The 24231-nt window shown below is 62.3% G+C and carries 23 protein-coding genes and 1 tRNA gene; 11 read left to right on the top strand and 13 right to left on the bottom strand.

Annotated features, from left to right (window positions below):
- Nucleotides 1-13: 13 nt before the first annotated feature.
- The 3 genes from yidC to rpmH are packed head-to-tail and all read right to left on the bottom strand — an operon-like array spanning nt 14 to nt 2431.
- Nucleotides 14-1855, bottom strand: a complete 1842-nt coding sequence (gene yidC, locus I2H38_RS14075) for a membrane protein insertase YidC (RefSeq protein WP_196272482.1) — start codon at nt 1853-1855, stop codon at nt 14-16.
- A complete protein-coding gene (rnpA, locus tag I2H38_RS14070) occupies nt 1848-2276 on the bottom strand; it encodes a ribonuclease P protein component (RefSeq protein WP_196272481.1) in 429 nt (142 codons plus the stop codon). Before rnpA ends, yidC begins: the two co-directional genes overlap by 8 nt.
- A gap of 20 nt (nt 2277-2296) precedes the next feature.
- Nucleotides 2297-2431 (bottom strand): 50S ribosomal protein L34, encoded by a 135-nt coding sequence (rpmH, locus tag I2H38_RS14065; protein ID WP_027314822.1) that lies wholly within the window; start codon nt 2429-2431, stop codon nt 2297-2299.
- A gap of 322 nt (nt 2432-2753) precedes the next feature.
- Here rpmH and I2H38_RS21025 point away from each other — a divergent pair, with 322 nt between their 5' ends.
- The 4 genes from I2H38_RS21025 to I2H38_RS14050 all read left to right on the top strand — a co-directional run bounded on the left by I2H38_RS21025 (nt 2754) and on the right by I2H38_RS14050 (nt 6559).
- Nucleotides 2754-3506: a TVP38/TMEM64 family protein gene (locus I2H38_RS21025; protein WP_324617403.1), complete on the top strand. Its 753-nt coding sequence runs from the start codon at nt 2754-2756 to the stop codon at nt 3504-3506.
- Nucleotides 3503-4930, top strand: a complete 1428-nt coding sequence (locus I2H38_RS14060) for a dihydrolipoyl dehydrogenase family protein (RefSeq protein WP_324617402.1) — start codon at nt 3503-3505, stop codon at nt 4928-4930. The genes I2H38_RS21025 and I2H38_RS14060 overlap by 4 nt, the downstream gene beginning before the upstream one ends.
- 6 nt (nt 4931-4936) lie before the next feature.
- On the top strand, nt 4937-6376 hold the full coding sequence (locus tag I2H38_RS14055) for a sensor histidine kinase (protein ID WP_196272479.1): 1440 nt from the start codon (nt 4937-4939) through the stop codon (nt 6374-6376).
- Nucleotides 6377-6482: 106 nt separating this feature from the next.
- Nucleotides 6483-6559 (top strand) — tRNA-Arg (locus I2H38_RS14050).
- Between the two features lie 124 nt (nt 6560-6683).
- On the opposite strand, the gene I2H38_RS14045 is transcribed toward I2H38_RS14050, so the two are convergent.
- Complete coding sequence (locus I2H38_RS14045; protein ID WP_196272478.1) at nt 6684-6986, bottom strand: DUF302 domain-containing protein; 303 nt, start codon at nt 6984-6986, stop codon at nt 6684-6686.
- A gap of 181 nt (nt 6987-7167) precedes the next feature.
- Complete coding sequence (locus tag I2H38_RS14040; RefSeq protein ID WP_196272477.1) at nt 7168-8061, bottom strand: LysR substrate-binding domain-containing protein; 894 nt, start codon at nt 8059-8061, stop codon at nt 7168-7170.
- 217 nt (nt 8062-8278) lie between these two features.
- On the opposite strand from I2H38_RS14040, the gene I2H38_RS14035 reads away from it, so the two are divergent.
- Nucleotides 8279-9133, top strand: a complete 855-nt coding sequence (locus I2H38_RS14035; protein WP_196272476.1) for a D-amino-acid transaminase — start codon at nt 8279-8281, stop codon at nt 9131-9133.
- Nucleotides 9134-9493: 360 nt separating this feature from the next.
- On the opposite strand, the gene I2H38_RS14030 is transcribed toward I2H38_RS14035, so the two are convergent.
- From I2H38_RS14030 to I2H38_RS14005, 6 genes are all read right to left on the bottom strand, one after another.
- Nucleotides 9494-11017, bottom strand: a complete 1524-nt coding sequence (locus I2H38_RS14030) for a serine hydrolase domain-containing protein (RefSeq protein ID WP_196272475.1) — start codon at nt 11015-11017, stop codon at nt 9494-9496.
- Between the two features lie 78 nt (nt 11018-11095).
- Nucleotides 11096-11836, bottom strand: a complete 741-nt coding sequence (locus I2H38_RS14025; protein WP_196272474.1) for an ABC transporter ATP-binding protein — start codon at nt 11834-11836, stop codon at nt 11096-11098.
- Nucleotides 11833-12663, bottom strand: a complete 831-nt coding sequence (locus tag I2H38_RS14020; RefSeq protein WP_196272473.1) for an ABC transporter ATP-binding protein — start codon at nt 12661-12663, stop codon at nt 11833-11835. The genes I2H38_RS14025 and I2H38_RS14020 overlap by 4 nt, the downstream gene beginning before the upstream one ends.
- Complete coding sequence (locus tag I2H38_RS14015; protein WP_196272472.1) at nt 12663-13565, bottom strand: ABC transporter permease; 903 nt, start codon at nt 13563-13565, stop codon at nt 12663-12665. The genes I2H38_RS14020 and I2H38_RS14015 overlap by 1 nt, the downstream gene beginning before the upstream one ends.
- Entirely contained in the window at nt 13562-14575 is a 1014-nt protein-coding gene (locus I2H38_RS14010; protein ID WP_196272471.1) for an ABC transporter permease, read from the bottom strand. Before I2H38_RS14010 ends, I2H38_RS14015 begins: the two co-directional genes overlap by 4 nt.
- On the bottom strand, nt 14572-16170 hold the full coding sequence (locus I2H38_RS14005; protein WP_196272470.1) for an ABC transporter substrate-binding protein: 1599 nt from the start codon (nt 16168-16170) through the stop codon (nt 14572-14574). Before I2H38_RS14005 ends, I2H38_RS14010 begins: the two co-directional genes overlap by 4 nt.
- A gap of 402 nt (nt 16171-16572) precedes the next feature.
- On the opposite strand from I2H38_RS14005, the gene I2H38_RS14000 reads away from it, so the two are divergent.
- Entirely contained in the window at nt 16573-17619 is a 1047-nt protein-coding gene (locus I2H38_RS14000; protein WP_196272469.1) for a dipeptidase, read from the top strand.
- A 6-nt stretch (nt 17620-17625) separates the two neighbouring features.
- On the opposite strand, the gene I2H38_RS13995 is transcribed toward I2H38_RS14000, so the two are convergent.
- The gene (locus tag I2H38_RS13995) at nt 17626-18402 is read right to left on the bottom strand and encodes a class I SAM-dependent methyltransferase (protein WP_196272468.1); all 777 of its coding nucleotides are present in this window, start codon (nt 18400-18402) and stop codon (nt 17626-17628) included.
- Nucleotides 18403-18609: 207 nt separating this feature from the next.
- Here I2H38_RS13995 and I2H38_RS13990 point away from each other — a divergent pair, with 207 nt between their 5' ends.
- From I2H38_RS13990 to I2H38_RS13980, 3 genes are read left to right on the top strand one after another with little or no spacing between them, the layout of a single operon-like run.
- Nucleotides 18610-19749 (top strand): ABC transporter substrate-binding protein, encoded by a 1140-nt coding sequence (locus tag I2H38_RS13990; RefSeq protein ID WP_196272467.1) that lies wholly within the window; start codon nt 18610-18612, stop codon nt 19747-19749.
- Nucleotides 19750-19753: 4 nt separating this feature from the next.
- The gene (locus tag I2H38_RS13985) at nt 19754-20818 is read left to right on the top strand and encodes a FecCD family ABC transporter permease (RefSeq protein ID WP_229426701.1); all 1065 of its coding nucleotides are present in this window, start codon (nt 19754-19756) and stop codon (nt 20816-20818) included.
- A complete protein-coding gene (locus tag I2H38_RS13980; RefSeq protein WP_196272466.1) occupies nt 20812-21579 on the top strand; it encodes an ABC transporter ATP-binding protein in 768 nt (255 codons plus the stop codon). The genes I2H38_RS13985 and I2H38_RS13980 overlap by 7 nt, the downstream gene beginning before the upstream one ends.
- Nucleotides 21580-21639: 60 nt before the next feature.
- Here the strand turns inward: I2H38_RS13980 and I2H38_RS13975 are convergent, their stop codons facing one another.
- Nucleotides 21640-22524, bottom strand: a complete 885-nt coding sequence (locus I2H38_RS13975; protein ID WP_229426700.1) for a hypothetical protein — start codon at nt 22522-22524, stop codon at nt 21640-21642.
- Between the two features lie 183 nt (nt 22525-22707).
- On the opposite strand from I2H38_RS13975, the gene I2H38_RS13970 reads away from it, so the two are divergent.
- A complete protein-coding gene (locus tag I2H38_RS13970) occupies nt 22708-23046 on the top strand; it encodes a hypothetical protein (protein ID WP_196272464.1) in 339 nt (112 codons plus the stop codon).
- A 214-nt stretch (nt 23047-23260) separates the two neighbouring features.
- Nucleotides 23261-24187, top strand: coding sequence for a LysR substrate-binding domain-containing protein (locus tag I2H38_RS13965; protein WP_196272463.1), 927 nt, complete (start codon nt 23261-23263; stop codon nt 24185-24187).
- The last annotated feature ends 44 nt before the right edge of the window (nt 24188-24231 follow it).

Genomic DNA, 24231 nt, shown 5'->3' with positions numbered 1-24231 from the left:
GCTTGTCGCCGGATCAGCCCTTGGCGGGGCTCTTCCTGGCGAAAGTTTTGCGCAAGTTGTCGAAGAGTTCGATCTTCACGCCGTTCCGCTTCATGATGAAGCCTTGCTGCGTCACGGAGAGCAGGTTGTTCCAGGCCCAGTAGATCACGAGACCAGCCGGGAACGAGCCGAGCATGAAGGTGAAGATCACCGGCATCCAGGCGAAGACCTGCTTCTGGACCGGATCCGGCGGCTCCGGATTCATCTTCATCTGCAGCCACATGGTGACGCCCATGATCAGCGGCCAGGCGCCGAGCATCAGGAAGTGGCCGATCATCGGAACCGAACCCGGATCGTAGGGGATCAGGCCGAACAGGTTGAAGAGCGAGGTCGGATCGGGCGCGGCAAGGTCGCGGATCCAGCCGAAGAACGGCGCATGGCGCATTTCGATGGTGACGAAGAGCACCTTATAGAGCGCGAAGAAGACCGGGATCTGGATCAGCACCGGCCAGCAGCCGGCCACCGGATTGATCTTCTCCTTCTTGTAAAGCTCCATCAGCGCCTGCTGCTGCTTCATCTTGTCGTCGGCGTAGCGCTCGCGGATCGACGCCATTTCCGGCTGAACCGCCTTCATCTTCGCCATCGAAGCATAGGATTTGCTGGCGAGCGGGAAGAAGATGGCTTTCAGGATCACCGTCACGAGCAGGATCGCGACGCCGAAATTGCCGAAGAGCTTGTAGAAGAAGTCGAGCACCTTAAAGAGCGGCTTGGTGATGAAGTAGAACCAGCCCCAATCGATCAGGAGATCGAAGTTCTTGATGCCAAGGGAGCTGTGATAGCCGTCGACGACCGCCACTTCCTTCGCGCCTGCGAACAGGCGCTGCGTCGCTTCCGTCGTGCCGCCGGGCTGAAGTGTCTGGCTCCCGCCCAGCATATTGGCCTGATAGACGTGGTTGTTCGCGTCCAGCCGGGAGGTGAAGGAACCCTGGAAGGCCTGAGACTGATCGGGAATGACCGCAGCGGCCCAGTACTTGTCGGTGATGCCGACGAAGCCGCCGGTCACACCGTCCCATGTCTTGCCGACCGTGTTCTGGCCGGGCAGGGCGCCTTCCTTGTCGAGGTTGGTGTAGGTGATTTCCTGCAGGCCCTTGTCGCCAAGAACGCCGATCATGCCCTCGTGCAGCACATAGTAGCCGAGGGTCGCCGGCTTGCCGTGGCGGGACACGAGACCGTAAGCATTCAGCGTGACGGGTGCAGCGCCCTTGTTCTCGACCGCGTTCTTCACCGTGAACATGGATTTCTCATCCACGGCGATCGTGCGACGGAAGATCAGGCCCTGGCCGTTGTCCCAGCTCAAGGTCACCGGGGTCGACGGGGTCAGGGTCGTCCGGTCAGCCGTCCAGACGGTATCGGCGGTCGGCAGAGCGCTCGGCTGTGCGCCGACCCAGCCGAAATCGGCATAATAAGGGTTCGGGCTGCCGGAGGGCGAGAACAGGATGATGTTCGGGCTCTTCGGATCGACCGTCTCGCGATAATGCTTCAAAGCCACATCGTCGATACGGCCGCCGCGCAGGTTGATCGAGCCCGCGATGGCGGGAGTGTCGATGGCGACACGCGGGGAGCGGGCAAGCGCGGCCTCGCGGGTTTCGACGACTTGGGGAGCCGAGGAGCTCGGGACCGCGCCGGGAGCGGCCGGGGCCGTTGCCTGGCCGGGCGTCGACGCGTTCGGGGTGACTTGCGTGGATTGCTGCGCCGTATTCTGGGCAGCGAGGCGCTGTTTCTCCGACTGCGGAGCCGCGTAGAAATATTGCCAGCCGATCAGGATCGCCACTGACAGTGCGATGGCGACGATGAGGTTTTTGCTATCTTCACGCATGGGTATGTCCGCGACGCTCGCCGTTGGCGGGAGGTGGGGATGAAGGACGATCGGAAGGCCGGGTGCCTTTCGGTTTGGTCACGGTCCGAAGAGCGCGCCTAAGATCGTCGATGAGCACGTCATAGTCAGCGGTCAGGATGTCGCGCCGTCCAATAATCACGACGTCCATGTTGACGCTCGAATAGTCTTCGCCCGCCTTCTGGCAGACGGTTCGGAGCCGGCGCTTGATGCGGTTGCGCTCCGTCGCGTGGCCGACACGCTTCGTCACTGTAAGGCCGAAACGCAGGCCAAGACCCAAATCGTCGCGCGGACGGCCTTGAACGGTCATCCGCTCAGTATGAAAGCGGCGGCCGGAGGCCGCCGCGACGAAGTCAGGTCGTTTCGTCAGGCGCCCGATCAAGCGTGCGCAAGGCGCGCGCATCGGGCGGTCCTCTACGCTGCTTACGCCGACAGGCGCTTGCGGCCATGGGCGCGGCGAGCGGCAATAACCTTGCGGCCACCCTTGGTCGCCATGCGCGCACGGAAGCCGTGGCGGCGCTTGCGAACCAGCTTGCTCGGTTGATACGTCCTTTTCACGGCTCATCTCCGGTCGAATTGGGGGCAGCGGTGCTCGAAGGCTCGCGCCCGTCTGGAATGTCGTGGGGTTTCCCCCGAAACTGTCTCTAAAAAACGATCAGCGCCCCAGGAGAGCGCTGTCAGCTCGCGGGCTTATGACGGAAGGGCGCGCCAAAGTCAACGCCGCTCCGGACTTCGGAACCGCCGGCCTCCAGCGCTCCGGGCGCGCGGGGGATTGCGGTTTGGGGTTCGTCCGTTCCGACGCTAAATAGAACAAACGCCTCGCGGAGGAAACGTGGCAACAGACGGGCAGGAATTTTTATGGCGAAGAGGTGCCCGCATAGTGTGGCGCGGTCTGCCCCTGCTCGTCGTCCTGGTCGCCGTGGCCGTCATTTTCGCCACGGATCTGAACCGGACTCTGAGTTTCGAGTCGTTCCTCCGCTATCAGCAGCAGCTCAGGCACCTCGTCTCTGCCCATTTGCTTGAAATGCTCGGCCTTTACATGCTGCTTTACGTGGCAGCTGTGACGCTTTCGATGCCGGTTTCGGCCTTCCTGACGACCATCGGGGGATACCTGTTCGGTTGGCTCCTGGGAGGGGCGGCGGCCATTATGGCGGCCACTCTGGGGGCGACAGGCATCTTCCTGATTGCGAGAACCTCCATCGGACGCCCCCTCCTGCGGCGAACAAGCCCCCGAATCCAAGGCTTCGCGGCAGGATTTCAAAGGGAAGCATTTTCCTACCTTTTATGCCTCCGCCTTCTCCCCGTCGTGCCGTTCTGGCTGACGAATCTGGCGGCGGCCCTCTTCGCCGTCCCGCTGAGGACATTCGTCCTGGCGACCCAAATCGGCATGATTCCAGCCTCCTTCGCGTTTGCCATGGTCGGCGCGGGACTTGACGATGTCCTTGCCAAACAAGACAAAATCCGCGCGCAATGCATTGCCGCAGGAGGCACGGACTGCGCCATTTCACTCAAGGCCAAGAGCCTCCTCACGCCCGAGCTTTCGGTGGCCTTCGTGAGTCTAGGAATGCTGGCTCTTGCGCCGATTCTTGTCAGATATTGGCAGGGGCGGCGTTTCAAGGGGGATCGTGCGTGACGGCAACGGACGCCACCACACCGTTAACACCGGATCTTTGCGTCATCGGGGCGGGTGCCGCCGGACTTTCGGTGGCCTCGATCGCGGCGTCCCTTGGGGCTTCGGTCGTGCTCATCGAAAGCAACCGGATGGGGGGCGAGTGCCTCAACGTGGGGTGCGTTCCCTCCAAGGCGTTGATCGCGGCAGCTCGGTGGGCGCATGAGCGCGGCAGGGCTGACGGAGACGGTGCCGCCATCGATTTCTCTCGGGTGCAGCAGCATGTCGCGAGCGTGATCGCCGCGATAGCGCCGATGGATTCACCGGCCCGATACGGCGCGATGGGCGTGCAGGTGATTCAGGCGGAGGCGCATTTTACCGATGCCGTCACGGTCTCGGCGGGGGGCAGGGTTATCAAGGCCCGTCGATTCGTTCTTGCGACCGGCTCCCGTCCTGCCATTCCGCCGATTCCCGGTCTCGATCAGGTTCCATACCTGACCAGCGAAACGGTTTTCGAACTGACCGAGAGGCCCCGGCATCTCATGGTGATCGGCGGTGGGGCGGTCGGTGTCGAGCTCGCCCAGGCCTATCGGCGCCTTGGCGCCGCGGTCACGGTTATTGAGGCAGGACCGCGCATTGTGGCCCAAGAGGACCCCGAGATGGTGTCCGTCATCGAGCGGGCCCTCTGCCGTGAGGGCGTCACCCTGCGGAAAGGAGCCGCCATTGAGCGCATCGAGCTCCTCTCCTCAGGGAATATCGCGCTGCGCCTATGGAATGGGGACATCGTCGAGGGAAGCCATCTCCTCGTCGCCGCAGGTCGCGAACCGCGAATCGAGGGGCTGGAGCCGGCCGGAATCAAAGCCGATGCCTCCGGGATCCTGGTGAACAGACGTTTGAAGACGACCAATCGCAAGGTCTACGCCATCGGCGATTGCGCAGGGGCGATTGCGACGGGCGGGCGGTTCACCCACGTCGCCAATCATCACGCCGGGCTCGTGATCCGCAATGCCTTGTTCCGGTTACCTGCCAGGCTCGGCAAAACGCCTGTTCCGCGTGTCGTCCACACAGCCCCCGAACTCGCCACTGTCGGCCTGAGCGAGGCGGAGGCGAGGGCGAAACACGGGAGAATGAGAATTCTACGCTGGCCTCTGTCGAACAATGACAGGGCACGGGCCGAGGGTGCGACCGAGGGGCATGTAAAAGCCATCGTGACGCGGCGTGGCAAGATTCTTGGCTGTTCCATCGTGAGCGCGCAGGCGGGCGAACTCATTATGCCGTGGGTCTTGGCCATGGCGCGAGGATTGAAGGTTTCGGATCTTGCTGGTCTCGTCTACCCGTACCCGACCTTCTCCGAAGCGACCAAGGGCGCGGCGGTGGAGTTTCTGAAGCCGACGGCGCAAAAGCCGTGGCTTCGGTGGCTGATCGGCCTGGTTCGCCATTTGGGATAAAGCGGGATGAGCGTGGAGCAACCGCATTCGGTGAAAAGGCATCTCGGGAGACATCTCGGGCTGTCGGCGCGCCTGCTCCTGTTGACGGTGCTGTTCGTGATGATCGCGGAGGTGCTGATCTATGTGCCCTCCATTGCCAATTTCAGGCGGACCTGGCTCAGCGACCGCCTCGCGGCCGCGCAAGTTGCGGCGCTCGTGCTCGATGCAGCGCCGGAGGAGAGGCTTTCCGAAGAACTCGAAATGCGCCTTCTGAACGGCGTCGGCGCGAAGGCCATTGCCCTTCGGGCGGGTGGGAGAAGGAGCCTGCTTGCCACCGGCGAGATGCCCACCGAAGTCGGCAAAAGCATCGACCTGCGCTCTGCGCGGTGGGTCGATCTCGTCGGGGACGCTTTCGAGAGCCTGTTCATCGCATCCGACAAACCCATCAGGGTCGTCGGCTCCGGCATGAAGGTGGATTTCGTCGAGCTGATTCTCGACCCGCGCCCGTTGCGCGCTGCCATGCTCGAATTTTCGCGCAACATTCTCCTGCTGTCTTTATTGATCTCCGCCATCACGGCTGGCCTCGTCTATTTCGCGCTGCAATGGGTGATCGTGCGTCCGGTGCGGCGGTTGACCGGAAACATCACGGCCTTTTCGGAAAATCCGGAGGATGCCGCGAGGGTGATCCGACCGACCGACCGCGCCGACGAGATCGGTCTCGCCGAACAGGCCCTCGCACGGATGGAGAATACGCTCGCGGATGAATTGCGCGAGAAGCGCCGCCTTGCCCAACTCGGCCTTGCCGTCAGCAAGATCAATCATGAGCTGCGCAACATCCTGACCACCGCGCATCTGCTCACGGATCGTCTCGACCGGGTCAACGACGCAACCGTGCAGCGCGTCGCGCCGCGACTCGTCGCAACGCTCGACCGCGCCATCGCCTTCTGCGAATCGACGCTGGCCTATGGCCGGGCGACGGAGCAGTTGCCGCAGCGCCGTCTCTTTCCCTTGGCCCCACTCGTCGCCGATCTTGCTCATCTGACGGATCTCGCACCGGAGGTCGGAATCGCCTTCGAGGCGCAGGTGCCGCGAGATCTGATGATCGACGCGGATCGCGACCAACTCTCCCGCATCCTCGTGAATCTCGTTCGCAACGCGGTGCGGGCTCTCAGTCAGGTTGGAACACCGGAGGGGCAGCCGCGCATCCGTGTGAAGGCCATGCGGGAAGGCAACGAGGTCGCCATTCTCGTTGCGGACAACGGACCCGGAATTCCTGAGCGGGTCAGAGCGGATCTTTTCACGCCTTTCCGGAGCTCAACCGGGAAGGGAGGCACCGGCTTGGGGCTGACGATTGCGGCTGAGCTGGTTCATCTCCATGGCGGAACGATCGGCCTCGAGCATACGGAAATCGGCACTTGTTTCAGGCTCGTCATTCCCGATCGGCAGGTGCGGAGCAAAGAGATTTAAGTCTCGTGCAAATCTTCTTCACAATGAGGCTTGCCAACTGCGCTCGAACCCTTTAATTCACCCGCCACGGCAGACACGTTGCTTCCCGCAAGCAACTGCCGACAAGGCGCCCGTAGCTCAGCTGGATAGAGCACCAGACTACGAATCTGGGGGTCAGAGGTTCGAATCCTTTCGGGCGCGCCATTTCATTTTAGAATCCAAAACTCCGAGTCTGCTGCTTCGGCAGCTTCGGTTCCCGCGGAAAGCGTGGGATCGTCTCCTCCGGGTTTCAGCGTCGCCGCTGCCGATCATCCCCGATGGATTGGGCTTAAATCGCCTGAAGCGCGTCGATCAATAAGCGCTGAGCCGGCTCCAGTCTCGCTGCAAGGTCATCGGGCACGCCGGCGCGCAGCAGCATCGGCCCGACCGGATGAAATGAGACGATCGCTCGACCGTCGGTACCCTCTTGCACCAATACCCGCAGCGGGAGGTCAAGGGCTACTTGCGGAGTTGCGAGCATGACTGGTGTCCCGCCCTTGGGATGACCGTAGAGCAGCACGATTGTCGGAGGCATGATGGTTCCGATTTCGCGCGCGCCAGCTGCATGGTCGATACGAGCGAAGATTCTCATCCCCGCGGCCTCAATCGCTCCGACAAGGCGATCGAGCGTTGGCGCGAACGCCTCGGGGCTTACATATTCAACGGGATCGGAGTCTCTGGCATCCATGGCAAGGGCCCAAGGCAGGAGGACGTGTCCTCATCTGGCACTTGGGCGACGGTGGTTCAAAAGCAAGACGCCTGCGGGTTGAAGCTCAGCCCTCCAGCGTATTCCAGAATCGCCGGACGATCGCGCGTTCGTTTGCGAGATAGCGGTACAGGCGAATCTCGACGCTGAGATCCCACGATGCATCGCCTGCCCGTACGAGGCGACCGGTGGCGAGGTCGTCCGCCAGGATGCTCTCAGGGATCCAGGCCAGGCCCCAACCTTCGATCGCCATTGCCTTCAGTCCTTCCGACATCGTGTTCTCATAGACCGCTTCGCGCTTGAGCGGCCGGTTCTCGAACAGATTCGTCAGCGCATGGCCGAAGAACGCGCCAGGGCCATAGGCGAGATAGCGGACGGGTGCCGTCGTTGTTTCGATTTTGTGCAGGGGGCTGCCTTCTGCATCGGGAGCGGACACCGGAATGATGCTTTCCCGGCCCAGCGTTTTGTATGCGAACCGCGCCTCGTCGATCATGAGCGGAACGGCAGGATGTGCATAGATGAGGAGAAAGTCGCTCTCGCCTTCGGTGAGCGAGTTCACGAACGCTTCCATGCTGCTGTTGTCGGCGCTGAGGCGTGTCGCGAGGGCTCCGAACTTTGGCTCGACGCTTCGTAGCCAGCGCGGGAAAAAGGTGATCGAAAGCGTGTGCAGGGCCGCGAAGCTCAAGGTGTTCGCCTTGATGCCCTGGCTCCCGCGAACCTCGTTGCGGGTTCGATTGAGCGTGCTGACGATCTCCTGCGCAACCGGAAGGAAATCCTGGCCCGCCGGCGTCAGATGGGCGGGGAAGGTGGCCCGGTCGACCAGCGTGACGCCAACCCATGTCTCAAGCTGCTTGATGCGGCGGCTGAAGGCGGATTGCGTGACGTGGCGCTCCTCGGCGGAACGCGAGAAACTCAACGTGTTCGCGAGGCTGATGAAGTCCTCAAGCCACTTGATTTCCATGCCGCGCTCCGGGTGCTGGCGATCCAATGGTTGTTTTGAACGGTTTTGCCGGCGACTCAAGTCAAAACCTCTTGTCATCCCCCCGGTCGCACATGCAGACCCTGCATGGAGTGGTGCGCAATCCGAATTGGGCACACGCAGCGTTGATCCCTAGACTTCCCGGCGGCTATTCTGCCCGCGAGCTTTGAGCGATCGTAAGAAACGAGGAGACGAGACTTTGACCCGCATTGCCTATGTTAACGGAGACTTCCTGCCCCTCGACGAGGCCCGTATCTCCGTTCTCGATCGCGGTTTCCTCTTCGCGGACGGCATTTATGAAGTGTCGGCGGTGCTTGAGAGCAAGCTCGTCGACAATGAGTCGCACCTGTTGCGGCTCGAGCGCTCGGTCGGGGAGATCGCGTTGGCGATGCCTGAGACCCGTGAGCGCATCGAGGAGATCCAGAAAGAACTCATCGCGCGAAACGGCCTCGTGGAGGGCGTGGTTTATATTCAGGTAACGCGTGGAGCGGCCGACCGGGATTTCGCTTTCCCCAAGGGCGTGAAGCCGAGCCTCGTGATGTTCACGCAGGAAAAGAACATCGTGGCATCGCCGTTGGCGCAACGGGGCATCGCCGTGAAGACGCTGCCGGATATTCGCTGGGCGCGCCGCGACATCAAGAGCGTTGCGCTTCTGGCTCAGGTGCTGGCCAAGCAGGCCGCCGCTGAGGCTGGCTGCCAGGAAGCCTGGATGATCGAGGACGGCAAGATCACCGAGGGCGGTTCTTCGACCGTGTTCATCGTGACGAAGGACGATGTGATCGTCACGCGCCCGAATTCCAACGCCATCCTGCCCGGTTGCACGCGCAAGGCGCTGCTCGCCCTGGCGGAAGAACGCCAGATCCGTATCGAGGAGCGCGCCTTTTCCGTCGACGAGGCGCTCACCGCGAAGGAAGCTTTCATCACAAGCGCTTCGGCGTTCCTGCAGCCGGTCGTGACCATCGATGGGGCTCAGGTGGCGGATGGAAAGCCAGGTCCGCTCGCGACGCGTCTTCGGGAAATCTACATCGACTTCGCCCGGGCGACGGCGCGATAGGAACTGAAGACAGCGAAGGCTGCTCCTCAACCTGAGGAGCAGCCAGCAAGGCTACGTCTCGAAGGAGGGTCCAGAGCGCACTGGAGACGCCTCGCCCTTCGAGACGGCCTACGGCCTCCTCAGGGTGAGGCTGCGTTGGTCGTCGTAAGGCGAGTGACCCCGACATTCTCGCGTCGTCCCGGGGCCGCGTAGCGGAGCCCGGACCTATAACGGCTGCGCCTTATGATATGTGCGCGCTGTTGAGTTGAACGAACCTCGGAATAGGCGCGGGTATGGGTTCGGGGCCGCGCTTCGCGAGCCCCGGAATGACGGGGGGATTTGCTCCCCCTCATCCTCGTAAGGGCGAACGACTGCGTTCCGTCAAATCGTCCGCTCGAATTGCAGCAGCCTGCTTCGGTTCAGGAACACGCCCACCTTGTCGCCGTCGAAGACGAGGCTGGAGCGCTTCGTCCACGGACCATCCTTGCCGTCCATCAGCAGCCGGTTGTTGCCGAGCGACGTCAACGGCGCGCTCATGCGAGCCGGACCAACGCCGATCTCGAACCTGTCGCCCTTGATGTCGAATGCCGAATGATAGGCCGGGCAGGTCCAATGGCCTTGCACGCGCGACAGGCAATCATCGGCCTTCACCGGAACGAAGCGGCGTGCCGCGTGACCGATTTCGCCCTCGATGGCCTCGCCCGTCCAACGCAGGCGCATGGGCATGTGAGCGGAGAGTGATACGGACCAGCCGTCCTCCGCCTCGTAGAGCGTGTCGCCTGCGCCAAGGAAGGTGGCGACGCCGTCCTTCATTTCGAGCCAGAACGGACCGCTCTCCGTGGCATAAAGGCCGTCCGGAATGCGCGCGCTGCGCTTCGGCAGGCTCTCGCCGAGCAACGCGGCCATGACCTGAAGCGCGAGCCCGGAGGGAGCCGTGTCCTCGCGGTTGGAGACGATGACGACGCCCGCGTGGTTTTGCGGGTCGAGCAGGAAGTAGGCCTTGTAGCCCGCATGTGAGCCGCCGTGACCGACGAGCCGCCTGTCGCCAAGCCGCGACCAGGCGAGGCCGAGGCCGTATTGCGTCTCGCGGCCATCCGCGAGGGTGCGTGGTGCGGACAGGCGCTTCAGCACGTTTGCGCCCGGGCCGCGATCGCCAAGAACCGTTTGCAGCCAGATCGCCAGATGGCGCGCGCTGCCGGTGAGAGAGCCGGAGGCGGAGAGATGCAGCCCCGCCGTGCCGAGCTGCCAGCCCTGTTCTGACTTCCAATATCCCGGCACGAGGCCGCGCACGGGATCGAACCACAATTCCGGCGCGCGAATGTCGATGCCGAGGGGCTTGGAAATGTGCTCTTGCACCAGCTCGTCGAAGAGCAGGCCCTTGTTCTGCAGGGCCGTTTCCACGAGGCGATAGCCGGTGTTGGAATAGGAAATTTCGTGCCCTGCCGGGAAGTTCACCTCTGCGAGGTCGCCGAGGAAATCGAGGATCGGCTGCGCCTCGGTCGCCGTGTGAACCGAGATGCCGAGGAGCGAGAGCGTATCGCGCACATCGGGCAGACCGCCAGTCATGTCGAGGGCGCGTCCAACAGTCACGTCCGCCATGGGCGCGCGAAGGAACGGCAAGTGCGCCCCAAGGCGATCCTCGAGCCCGATCTTGTCCTCATGGCGCAAGGTCATGGCGGCGAGGATATGCTTGGTGATCGATGCGTAGCGCACGACGCTGTCGGCGGAAAACGGAGCGCCGGTTGCAAGGCTCTCCAAGCCGCCCGCAGCTTCGACGCGAATCTCGTTCTGATCGAACACGACGACAGCGCCGCCGGGATCTCCCCCGCGCTTCCAGGCATCGGTGATCCGGCTGGCCGCTTCAGCGGCGGCGGACCAATGCAGGGAGGAGGGGGCAGCGTCCATCGTCATCTCCTTGGCCTTCGCCCGGTATTCTCCGGGGAAGGGTAATGCCTTACTTTAGAAAGTCAGGTTGCCGACGTATCATGCGGGCTCTTCGAGGCCCACGCTGAGCGCGCGCAGCTCCGACGTATGCGGGTGTTGCGTTTTGCCGGCGCGCAGATCCTCGGCGCTGATCACTTCCACCATCTGTCCGCCGAGCATGACGCCGACCGTCGGGCACAGATGCGACACGACGGCGAGGTTGTGGCTGACGAGGATGTAGGTCAATTGCCGCCGCTCGCGCAGGTCGGCGAGGAGGTTCAGGATTTCCGCCTGAACCGACACGTCGAGCGCGCTTGTTGGTTCGTCGAGCAGCAGGATCTCCGGCTCCGCGATGAGCGCGCGCGCAATCGCGACGCGCTGACGCTGACCGCCGGAAAGCTGGTGCGGATAGCGGAAGCGCGCGGCGGAAGGCAGGGCGACTTCGGCGAGCGCGGTCTCGATGCGGCGCTCGATGTCTCCGATGCCGTGAACGAGCAGCGGCTCGCTCAAGATCCGGTCGATGGTCTGACGAGGATGCAGGGAGCCGTAAGGGTCCTGAAACACCATCTGAACTTTTTGGAAGAAGGCGCGGTTGCGTCGCGGTCCGACACTTTGGCCGTCGATGGTGATGTTGCCGGTCCAGGCGTCATTCAGCCCGGAAAGCGCGCGCAGAACGGTGGATTTGCCCGAGCCGCTTTCGCCCACGATGCCGAAGCTGCCGCCGGCAGGGACATGAATCGATACGCCCTTGACCACCTCGTTGTCACCGAAGCGGACGCGAAGCTGTTCAACCTTGATCATGATTGCAGCCATGCTGCGTCGCGGGTCAGGACCGGCAGACGCGGTTTCGGATGAGTGAGAGAGGGAAGGCAGTTGAGAAGCCCCTTCGTGTAGGGGTGCTTCGCCTGCGCGAGAGTGCCCGCGGAAAGTTCTTCCATCACGTGCCCCGCATACATGACCGCGACCCGGTCGCAGAAATGCGACACGAGCGGCAGGTCGTGGCTGATCAGAATGAGGCCCATGCCGCGCTTCGACACCAGATCTTCCATCAGCCGCAGGATTTCCGCCTGCACGGTCGCGTCGAGCGCGCTCGTCGGCTCGTCGGCGATGAGAAGCGCCGGATCGGGGGCCAGCATCATGGCAATCATGACGCGCTGGCCCATGCCGCCCGACACTTCGTGCGGATAGAGGTCGCAGACGCGGCGCGGGTCGCGGATGCGCACCTGATCGAGCAGATCGACCGCTGCCTCCAACGCTTGCTTGCGGCTGCCACCCTTATGCTGACGCCAGGATTCAGCCACCTGCCGACCGATGGTCATGACCGGATTGAGCGAGTATTTCGGGTCCTGCAAGATGAACCCGGCTCGCTTGCCACGAATGCCGCGCATGGTGCGTTCGTCGGCTTTCAGAATGTCGGTGCCATCGAAGTTCAGGCGATCGGCATCAATGCGCGCGTTCGGCGGCAGAAGCCGCATCAGGGCGCGCGCGGTGAGCGACTTGCCCGAACCGCTCTCGCCCACGATGCCGAGCTTTTCCGTCCCGATCTTGAACGAGACGCCGCGCACGGCCTCGAAGGTACCGGTGCGGGTCGCGAAGGACACGCGAAGATTTTGAATATCGACCAGCATCAGCGTTGCTTCGGATCGAGGACGTCACGCAGGCCGTCGCCCAAAAAGTTGAAGGCGAGGGAGGCCATGAAGATGGCAAGGCCCGGAATGGTCGGCACCCACCATTGTTCGAAGATGAACCGCTTGGCGGTTGCGATCATCGCGCCCCATTCGGGGGACGGGGGTTGCGCGCCCATGCCGAGGAAGCCGAGGCTTGCGGCGGTGATGATGATCGAGCTCATGTCGAGCGTGATGCGCACGACGAGGCTGGGTACGCAAAGCGGCGCGATGTGCCGTAGCACGATGCGTCCGGCAGGCGCGCCGGTCAGGCGGCAGGCGGCGATGAAGTCGCTGTTGCGAACCGTCATCGTCTCGGCGCGAGCCAAGCGGGCATAAGGCGGCCACGCGGTCAACGCGATAGCGAGAACGGCGCTCTCGACACCGGGCTTCAGCGCGGCGACGAATGCGAGTGCCAGGATCAGGCGCGGGAAGGCGAGAAACACGTCCGTGACGCGCATCAGGATGCGATCGACGGCCCCGCCGGAATATCCGGCGATGCAGCCCACCGCGAGTCCGAGAGGTGCTACGAGAAGCACCACCGCGATCACCATGCCGAGCGTCACCCGCCCGCCATAGAGAATGCGCGAATAGATGTCGCGGCCGAGCTCATCCGTGCCGAGCCAATGCGCGACCGAAGGCTTTGCAAGGCGGTTGGTGAGGTTCTGCACGCCGGGATCGTGCGTCGCGAGAAGCGGCGCCGCGAGTGACAGGATGACGAACGCCACTACGACCACGAGGCCGATCATCGCCAGCGGATTCGAGCGAAGGTCGAGCCAGGCGCGGTATCGCCGCCCCCAGGCCGCCTGAGATCGTGATGCCGGTGTTTCGTCCAGCAACCACGCTTGGGAAAAAGCTGCACTCATCGTACGCGCGGGTCCAATTGCCGATAGACAGCATCGGCGAGGAGATTGAGGCCGACATAGACGAGACCGACCAGTAGGGTCGCACCCATCACGGGGTTCATGTCGGCGTTCATGAGGGAAACGGTGAGATACTGGCCAAGGCCGGGCCAGCTGAAGACCGTCTCGGTGACGACCGCGCCTTCAAGCAGGCCCGCATAGGTCAGCGCCAGCACGGTGACGAGCTGCACGCCCACATTCGGGAAGGCGTGAATCCAGATCACCGAGAAGGGCGACAAGCCCTTGGCGCGGGCGGTGATGACGTATTCACCGCGCAGCGCATCGAGCATGAACGCGCGGGTCATGCGCGTGATGTAGGCCATGCTGAAATAGGCCAGGATGCAGACCGGCTGCACCATGTGCGCGAGCGCGTCCCAAAGCGCATCCCAGTCGCCGGCGATGATCGAGTCGATGGTCAACACGCCGGTGATGTGAGGCACCATGTCCTGGAACACGATGTCCTGCCGCCCCGGTCCCGGCGCGATGCCGAGCGCCGCGTAGAAGACGAGCAGGCTGATCAGCGCGAGCACGAAGACGGGCACGGAATGCCCCGCGAGGCAGACCACGCGGATCGTTTGATCGATCCACGTGCCCTGCCGCACAGCGGCCCACACGCCCAGAGGAATGCCGATGATCGCGGCGACAATGACCGCGGCCGTGGCAAGCTCCAGCGTCGCCGGGAAATATCGAGCGATGTCGCTGATCACTGGATTTTTCGTCAGGATGGAACGGCCCAGATCGCCGTGAAGCAGTTGCACCACATAGTGGAAGAACTGCATCAGGATCGGCTGATCCAGGCCCATCTCCAGACGGGCTCGCTCGACAACCTCCTGGGGCGCATTGTCACCGACCGCCGCGATGATGGGGTCGATGGGCATGACGCGCCCGATCAGGAAGGTGATGATGACAAGCCCCAGCAGCGTGAGGCCGACGCTGGCGAGAAGTCCCGCCAGCGCGTTGAGTCGCTTCGTCACGCCTTGCTGGCTCCCGTGTAGGAGTGGGAGTCAGACAGCGTACCGAGACGGACGCCGGAGACGTTCTTGCGGCAAGCCGCCGTCATGACCGCCTGGAACATGAGCGCGAACGGGCTGTTGGCCATCATATCGCGCTGGATCTGCTCATAGAGGGCGATGCGCTTGGCGGGATCGCGCTCCTTGAGGGCGGCTTCCGAGCGGTCCGCGAAGTCCTTGTTCTGCCACGAGCAACGCCATGCGAGCGTGCGGTTGCGCGCGTCATCGCTGTTGTCGGTGTTGACGCAGAACTGCTCCGAATTGGTATTCGGATCGAAGTAATCCGAGCCCCAAGCGGTAAGGATGAGTTCATGCTGGCGAGCCCGCATCTTCGTGAGGACCTGACGGTTCTCGGCCGAGAGCAGCTTCACCTTGATGCCGATTTCCGCGAGGTTCGCCTGAATGGTCTGGGCGATATCGGGATAGGGCTGGGCGGAATAGTGATCCATCGCGATCTCGAAGCCGTCAGGGTGTCCCGCTTCTGCGAGCAACGCCTTGGCCTTCGCCACGTCCTTCTGGAACGGTGTGTCCTTGATCTCGCCCGGGAAGCCTTCCGGCAGGAAGCTCTGATGGACCACGTGGGTCAGCGGGATGACGTTTTTCTGGATGCCCTGGTAGTCGAGCGCCCACTTGATCGCCTGCTGAACCTGCGGCTTTGCGAGAATCGGGTTCTTCTGGTTCATCGAAATGACCATCAACGACGCCACGCCCTTGCGGACGAGGTTGTAGTTGGCGTCATCCTTGATCACGCGAAGCTGCTCAGTGGTCAGGTTGCGTGCGACGTCGGCATCGCCCTTCTGCAACATGAGAAGCTGTGCGGACGGATCGACGATGTGGCGCAGAATGATGCGCTTGACGTTGCCCTTGGTCTGGCGGTGGGGATTGGCGTCGAGCATCACGCTCTCGCTCGGCTTCCATGCGCGCAGGGTCCACTCGCCCGAGCCGGCGCTGTTCTGGCGCAGCCAGCCGTTGCCGAGATCGTCGCCCTGAGCCTTTTCCAGAACGGCCTTCTTCTCGACCACGCTCGCGACGTTGGCCGACAGGCAATAGAGCAGGAAGGAAGAAGAGGTGGGCTCGGCCGTCACGATGACGAGGGTGTGCGGGTCCGTCGCCTTGATGCGCTCGGCAACGTTGTCCTTCGTGAAGCCGAACTGATTGATGATGAACGCCGGGCTCTTGTTCATGATGACCGGGCGCTGCAGCGAGAACGCAACGTCCTCAGCCGTTACGGGCGAGCCGCTGGCGAATTTCGCGTCCTTCTTCAATTTGAAGGTGAAGGTCTTGCCGTCGGCATTGGCTTCCCAGGATGCGGCCAGATCGCCGTCGATCTCGGACGGCTTGTCGAGGTTGGCCTTCACCAGCTTCTGATAGATGTTCGAGCTGATTTCGCTGCCGACCGCTTCGAAACCTTCATGCGGATCGAGGCTCGTCATGTTGTCGAGCTGCTGCGCGACAACCAGGATATCCTTGGGCGTATCCGCAAAAGCCGCCGACAAGCCCGTATAGCTGAAAAATGACGCAGCTGCGGAGCTTGCGAGAAATGTGCGCCGATTAAGCATCCCGTATCACCTCATCTCAAGGAAGGTCTGGCCTGAAAGGGCCTTTGTTAACGTAAGGGAAAACGTTCTGGCCGAACGTATAACCCATCGTCGTTTTGATTTGCTGGAAGCAATGTCGCACTTTACGATCGACGTCCGGCCGCGAGCTTCGTGGTCTCGACCTGCCGCCAACGACCAAAAACGCGGTTGCCTAGCGCCGGCAAAGTACACGGCGCGGGTTTTGCCTGACAAATTCGTAAAATGGCATCCCTTATGCGCGCTTTGCATCGGGCCGTTGTCCCAATTGTCCTATGCAAGACCGGTATCGTTTCCTTCGCAATTTGAATTGGCCGATGGGTGCCGTTCGCCTCTAAACGGGAGCATCCTGAGGCTCGTGCCTCCTCTCGTTTCGGATGTGAAACTATGGCAACCAACGCTCTCGTTCCCGTTTTCGACGGCCACAACGACGTGCTGCTTCGTCTCTCGCGGAGCGGAAGCAAGACGGCGGCGCACGATTTCCTTCAGGAAGGCTCCACCGGCCATCTCGATCTACCGCGCGCCCGCGCGGGAGGTTTCGCGGGCGGTCTGTTCGCGGTTTATGTTCCGTCCTCCACGACCGGGACTGGAAGCGACGGAAAGCCGGAGCCGCTGGCCCCACCGCTCGCTGAGGCTCAGGCCGCAGCCCTGGAATTGGTCTCGCTCCTCGCCCGCATGGAGCGCGTGTCCGATGGGGGCCTGAAGATTTGCCGGACCGGTGGCGATATTCGCGGCGCGATTGCGGCTGGGGCTTTGGCAGCGGTGCTGCATGTGGAAGGGGCCGAGATGATCGATCCTGACCTGAACATGCTCGACGTGCTCCATCAGGCCGGCCTGCGCTCCATCGGCCCGGTCTGGAGCCGCTCAAATATTTTCGGCCATGGCGTGCCGTTCCGTTTCCCATCTTCACCCGATCTCGGGCCCGGTCTCACGGAGGCGGGCAAGGCGCTGGTGCGCGCGTGCAATGAACTGCGCATCATGGTCGATTTGTCGCATCTCAACGAACAGGGCTTCTGGGACGTGGCCGCCTTGTCGGACGCGCCTCTTGTGGCGAGCCATTCCAACGTGCACGCCCTGACGCCGCATTCGCGCAACCTGACAGACCGCCAGCTCGACGCCATCCGCGATAGCGACGGTCTCGTCGGCGTCAATTTCGGCACGATGTTCATTCGCGCCGACGGCACGAAGAACCCGGACACGAAACTCGAAGAACTCGTACGTCACATCGACTATCTGGTCGATCGGATCGGCCTTGATCGCGTCGGCCTCGGCTCGGACTACGATGGCACGACCGTGCCGAACGACCTGCGTGACGCCAGCCGCCTGCCTGCGCTCGTCGCCACCTTGCGCGACAAGGGCTATGACGACGAGGCCGTGCGCAAGATCTGCAGCGAGAACTGGATCAGAGTCCTTGAAAAGACATGGGGCGCCTGAGCCCCTCTAGGCGGGCTTCGTCGCGACAATCGCGTAACGATGCTGCGTCTGTCGCTCCAAGGCCTTGAAGAACGGCAGGTTGCGCGCCTGTTGGCGATGGATGCGTGACAGATCCTGATCGATTTCGATGTGAGTAAAGCCGGCGTCGCGGAGGAGGTTCGCGACCTCGCTCGATCGCGCGCCCCGCGAAAAATAGACCTGCTGCAGAATGCGTTCATGCGCCTCGCGCATTGCGTCCGGCCTGTGAGGGCTCGCCACTGAGCGCCCCGTCAGGCGCTCGATCAGCTGGATCATGCGTTTGACAAAAGTGTTCGAGACGAAGTCGCCATCCATAATGAGAACTCTGCCGCCCGGTTTGAGCAATGAATGCCATTCGCGAAAGGCGGCTTTTGGATCGACCAGGGTCCAGACGAGATGGCGCGTCACGATCACATCATAGCTGCCCGGCTGTTCCAGCGTCCGCTCGGCATCGCCCATCACGAAACGAATTTTCGCGCCGCGTGACGCGGCCTTCGCGCGAGCGCGGCTCAGCATCGGCTCCGACCAATCAAGGCCCGTGACGTCGAACCCCAATCCGTCGAGCAGGTGAGAAACGACTCCTGTTCCGCTGGCGAGGTCGAGCGCGCGGAGTCCCTCGCCGGGGCCGAGATGGCGCAGGAAAAGCGCGCGCCAAGCCTGCCTCTCTTCCTCGGAGAAAATCTCGTGGCCGACTTGTTCGTCGAAGGTGGCCGCACGCAGGGACCAATATTCGCGGATCTCATCGCGGATCGTGTAGTTCGTCATTTTTTGCAATCTGCCGCTCTCAGGCTCGTTCGGCGCTGCTCTACTCGTCAAAACCGAGTTGGTCAAACTATAACTATTATAAACTGCAGTTTAGAATCTATAAAAACTAGCAAATAGTTTGTAATCTATAGTAATTCTAAAAGATAATTATTGCAGATACAGAATTTAAACCATAGGAGAGAGCGCCTTTTGAAAGGGGGAATTGTGATGCGACTTCCTGATTTCGCTGCCTGCGCTGCTGTGGCGCTTGTCGTCCTGCTGCCGTCCGCCTCAAGCGCCGCGGACAACAAAATCACGGTGACCGATGTTGTCGGCCGACAAGTCGAGGTCAAAGCGCCGGTCGAGAAGGTGATTCTCGGCGAAGGGCGTCAGGTCTATTTCGTTGCAGCGCTCGACACGGATGCGCCCTTCAAACGTGTCGTCGGATGGCGCGATGATTTCGAAAAGGCGGATCTCGACGGGTACAAGGATTACATCGCGAAATATCCGCTGATCGCGAAGCTGCCGAAATTCGGGGGCTCCAAGGAGGGCACGTTCGACATCGAGCAGGCCATTTCGTTGGCCCCGGATGTCATGATCATGAACGTCGAGGCGAAAACCGCGACCGACGATTCAAAGCTGATCGAGAAGCTTGCCAAGGTTGGCATTCCAGTTGTGTTCATCGATTTCCGCGACAAGCCCTTTGAGAATACCGATCCAAGCATGCGGCTCATGGGCAAGCTGTTCGGCAAGGAAGCGCGCGCGGAGGAATTCATCGCGTTCCGCAACGAGCAGATCGACATCGTGACGAAGCGGTTGGCGGCGGCGAATCCGCCAAAACCGGTTGTCATGATCGAGCGCGCAGCCGGATATTCCGACGATTGCTGCATGTCGTTCGGCAATGAGAATTTCGGCAAGATGGTCGAGATTGCCGGTGGTATCAACATGGCGAGCAAGATCATTCCCGGCACGTTCGGCGTGGTGAATCCGGAACAGATCATTGCCGCCGATCCCGACCAGGTGATCGTTACCGGTTCGAATTGGGAACTTTATGTTCCCGGTGGTGCGTGGGTCGGTGTCGGTCCCGGAGCGAACGGTCCCGAAGCCCGCCGCAAGCTCAGCGCACTGATGGAGCGCCCGGCCTTCACCGGCGTGAAAGCGGTCAAGAACAAGCAGGTCCACGCCGTCTGGCATCAGTTCTACAACAGCCCGTACCAGTTCGTCGCGATCCAGGCGATCGCCAAGTGGCAGCATCCAGATCTGTTCAAGGATCTCGATCCCCACAAGACCATGCGGACATTGCACGAGCGCTTCCTGCCGGTCACGTACAAGCCCGGCTACTGGGCTTCTCTAACGGACAAAGAGTAAGGCCTTGGCCAGTCCCTCCGCACTTCACTTGCAAACGGCGCGCGGTGCATACCGCGCTCTCGTCCACCGCAAGAAGCTGATGCTGCTTGCGCTGTTGGTCGTTCTCACCCTTTCCGTCGTCGCGGATCTCGGCTTGGGACCTGCACGCTACAGCATGCGTGAGGTCGTGCTCGCCCTGGTCGGATCGCCGGAAATGTCCCGCCAGATCAGTGTCGTGATATGGGACATCCGGATGCCGACGGCGCTGATGGCGATCATCGTTGGCGCGGCGTTGTCTGCCGCAGGCGCGCAGATGCAGACCATTCTGAACAATCCGCTTGCCAGCCCTTTTACGCTGGGCATATCGGCCGCAGCGAGCTTTGGCGCGTCCCTTGCTCTTGTCTTCGGCGTCGGCATCCTGCCGTGGGCTGTCGAGTATGTGGTGTCGATCAACGCGCTCATCATGGCGATGGCGGCGGCGTTGTTCATTCACTTCATGAGCCAGCGTCGCGGCGTCACGGTGGAAACCATCGTGCTTCTGGGCATCACTCTGGTCTTCACCTTCAATGCTCTGCTGGCCCTTGTGCAGTATCTGGCGTCCGAGCAGGCGCTCGGTGCCATCGTGTTCTGGACCATGGGTTCGTTGACGCGCGCCACATGGCCGAAAGTGGCGATCACCAGCGTCGTCCTGCTCGTATCTCTGCCGTTGTTCATGCGTCGCGCCTGGGCGCTGACGGCGCTTCGTCTGGGCGAGGACAAAGCGGCGAGCTTCGGCGTGAACGTGCGGTGGCTCAGACTCGAGACAATGTTGATCGTGAGTCTTCTCGCCGCCGTTCCGGTGGCTTTCGTCGGCACCATCGGATTCATCGGACTGGTCGGCCCACACATCGCGCGAATGCTGATCGGTGAGGATCAGCGGTTCTTCCTGCCCGCCTCCGTCCTTTCCGGGGCTGCGATCCTGTCGCTGACATCCGTTATCAGCAAATCCATCGTGCCGGGCACGATCTTCCCGATCGGGATCATCACGGCGCTCGTGGGCGTGCCATTCCTTTTCAGCCTCATCATGAGCAACCGGAGACGATCATGGTAGCCTCGCTGCAGCTTCATCAGGTCGGCGTGCGATATGGCAAGCAGGACGTTCTCTCGGGCATCACCACGCCGCTTCTCAAGGGAGGGGAGGTGACGGCGGTGATCGGGCCGAATGCTGCGGGCAAGTCGAGCCTGTTCCGCCGGATCGCCGGACTTCTCGATGGACCGGGGCAGGTCAGGCTCGATTATCGAGGCGAGGCCCTTGGCTCCGAAGGCGTCTGCTACATGCCGCAGGATACGTCGGTGAACACGGTGCTGACGGTTTACGAGTCGGTTCTTCTGGCGCGCAAGCAAGGCACGGATCGCAGGGTGAGGGATGATGATCTTGAAGCCGTCGATCAACTGCTTTCTTCGCTACGGATCGAGGCCATCGCGTTCAAGGGGTTGTGCGAGCTGAGCGGCGGTCAGCGACAGCTGGTCTCGCTGGCGCAGACGCTGGTCCGTGATCCGAAGATCCTGCTGCTCGATGAGCCGACGAGCGCTCTCGATTTGAACCGGCAAGTCGAAGTTCTTACGCTGATCCGCTCCCTCTCGCGGGAGCGCGAGATCTGCGTCATGATCGCAATTCATGATTTGAATCAGGTCATGCGTGTGGCTGACCGGGTGCTGGTGATCGATGCGGGCACGATGGTCACCTGCGGCCCGGTCAGCGAGGTGATCACGCCCGGCCTCCTGCGGCAGGTCTACAAGGTCGATGGTCGTATCGAGCGATGCTCGCGGCTTTGCCCCCATGTGATGATCGACGGTCCGGTGAGCCACTGAACAGCGGAGGCTCCGCTCTGAGCGTGGCTCATCGGAAGGTCCGCGTGAAACGGCAATCCCTCACCACTTCATGCTGATCCCGACAACGGGGCCGTGCTGAAGCATATCGTACTCGTAGCGTGTCCGGCCCTGGCCCTGGACATAGTTCACATAGAGCGCGCGGTAGCCGATGATCCCTGAGAAGGTGATGCCCTGATAGGCGCCGAAGTCGAAATCGTAGCCGCCGATGGCTTGCCACGAGAACTTGCTCCCGACGTTAAACCCGCCGATGTCGCCGCGCAGAAAGAGCTCGTGTCCGGGCGCTATCGTATAGCGCAGCCTCCCACCGACAACCGGGTCGAGCCAATCGACAGAGCCGGACTTCGCGATGGCGCGGCCGCCAACGATTGCAAGGTCGCCGGCACCGACCGTACCGAGCAGGTCGAAGGAGAGATCGGCCTCCTGATACCAATAGCGCCCGCCGGCCGTAAGATCGACGCCCAGGGCGCCCAAGCGCGCCACCTCATACGCGGCTCCGAACTCGACGATACCCAATTGGGTGCTCGCATCGACGGAGGTGCCCAGAGTTCCTGTGACGCCCGGTGCCAGGGAGCGGGTTCGCAGATGGTTTCCGGAGAGGCCCACCTTGGTCCAGACGACGTCTCCATAGAGGGCAAGAGGGCCGTTGCGGGCCTCGAAATCTGCCATCAGGCCGACCAGAGTGTCGGCCTTCTCGGCGACGTCGATGAAGCTCGCATTGACCTTGGTCGTCCGTCCCCGCACGGTCTGGCTGCCGTTCAACCCCATGAGCCAGCCATAGGGAACGACGCGGAAGGTCCAGCTGGGGAGCTCCGGAGGAGGTTCGATCAGACGTGGGGCGGTGAGATCGGCGGATTGTGCGCTGCCGGCGAGTGTGGTCACGACACCGAGCGGTGCGAGGATGGCGAGAGCAAACCGTTTCGTCATGCGGCGCATCGAGACTTCCCCTTGTTGTCATTCCGGCGTCAGCGGAACGATAGATCCATTGACCCTCAGTCCTTGCCGGGAAGTCCGTGCCACTCCACCTATTGAATTTGGCGGAGTTCTGCAGCCTCTCGCCCCGGCCCAGCTTCACAAATAGGCCGCCTAGGCGAGAAAAGGAGGTTGGCTATGATGATACCGCTCACCGCATTCTTTCTCTCGACACAGATGGTCGTGGCAGTCGCAGACCGGGTTCCGGTCCTCAACTTCGAGCCCGGGTGCCGCCACCTGGCGCAGCTCGATCTCACGGTCGATCCCAGTTACAAGAACTGCGTACAGGAGGAGAAAAGCGCGCGGACGCAGCTGAGCCGGGAATGGGGGCAATTTGCGGCCGCCGACCGCACGCGATGCACGGAAGAGACCAACATGACTCCCGGCGTCGCCCCGAGCTACGTCGAGGTGCTGGAATGCCTGAATATGGCCCGCGACGTGGCGACGACCGGCCAGATACGCCGCCCCCGGCATTGATCGCGTTCTGACGTCCTAACCTGGCTTTGCGACTCCTGGCGGAGAATTTCGCCGGACGTGTCCTTGCGTCACCCTCTTTTTCCAGCGTCCTTTCAAAAGGAAACACGCTCCCGATCCGATAGCTCGGGGCCGGAGGCTACACAGCGCCCCGGTTCCGGGGTAGGAATGCCCGCCGCTATCCGATTGGTGCCCAGTCACATTCGTGGAGCCTGGAATGAAGGGCCGTCTGCCGCCCCTGATCGCTCTGCGCGCCTTCGATGCGGTCGGGAGGTGCGGCAGCGTGCGTGCGGCGAGCGAGGAACTGGCGGTCAGCCATACCGTGATTTCGCGGCACATCCACAACCTCGAGGCCCGGCTCGGCCTGATCCTGTTCCATCCGAAAGGGCGAGGCCTCGTCTTGACGGAGGAGGGCGCGCGTTATCACGCTCACATTCGGCAGGCCTTTGATCTGATCGCCCGCGCCACCGCCGAACTCGGACGCAGCCAGCGGCGCGTGCTGGACATCTGGTGCACCCCTGGCCTGGCGACCTTGCGGTTGATGCCGAACCTGCCCGATCTGGAAGCGGTGCTGCCCGATTGCGAAATCGTCCTGCAGCCGACTATCGCGCGGCCGCAGCTCCTGCGCGGTGAAGCCGATGTGGAGATCGTTTACCTCGACAAAGCGCCGACCGCGGACGCCCTGCAGGCGGAAGTGCTGGCGACGCCGCGCGTGTTTCCGGTCGCAAGTCCGGCGCTCCTCGCACGCCATCCGATCGGGAGCGATATCGGAGCGATCCTCGACTTGCCCCTCGTTCACGAAGAATCGACCACGCAATGGCAGGATTGGCTGCGGCGCGCTGGCGTTCGTCCCGCGCGGGAACTGCACGGCTCCCATCTCTGGCACGCCCATCTCACCATCGAGGCCGCGCGCCTCGGCCAGGGGGTCGCGATTGCCAACGAGGTTCTTGCGGCCGACGATCTTGCATCCGGCCGTCTGATCGAGATCGGCAGGACCAAAATCGAGCTTGGGGCTTATTATTTCATTGCTCCGCGAGCCCGATGGGACGAGCCGGATATTGCCAAGCTGCGCGGTTGGGTCCGTGGGTTGATCACTCGGTCTCGGCAACCGGTGCATAAAATGCACCAATCGAGCGCAAAATAGATCATTGTTGCATGTCGGCCCTTTAGCGAAGCTCTTGTTGTGTT

The sequence above is a fragment of the Microvirga alba genome, from assembly GCF_015694465.1.
GTDB lineage: Bacteria > Pseudomonadota > Alphaproteobacteria > Rhizobiales > Beijerinckiaceae > Microvirga > Microvirga alba.
Note: the sequence above shows the minus strand (reverse complement) of the source record. Positions and strands in the feature narration are given on the sequence as shown.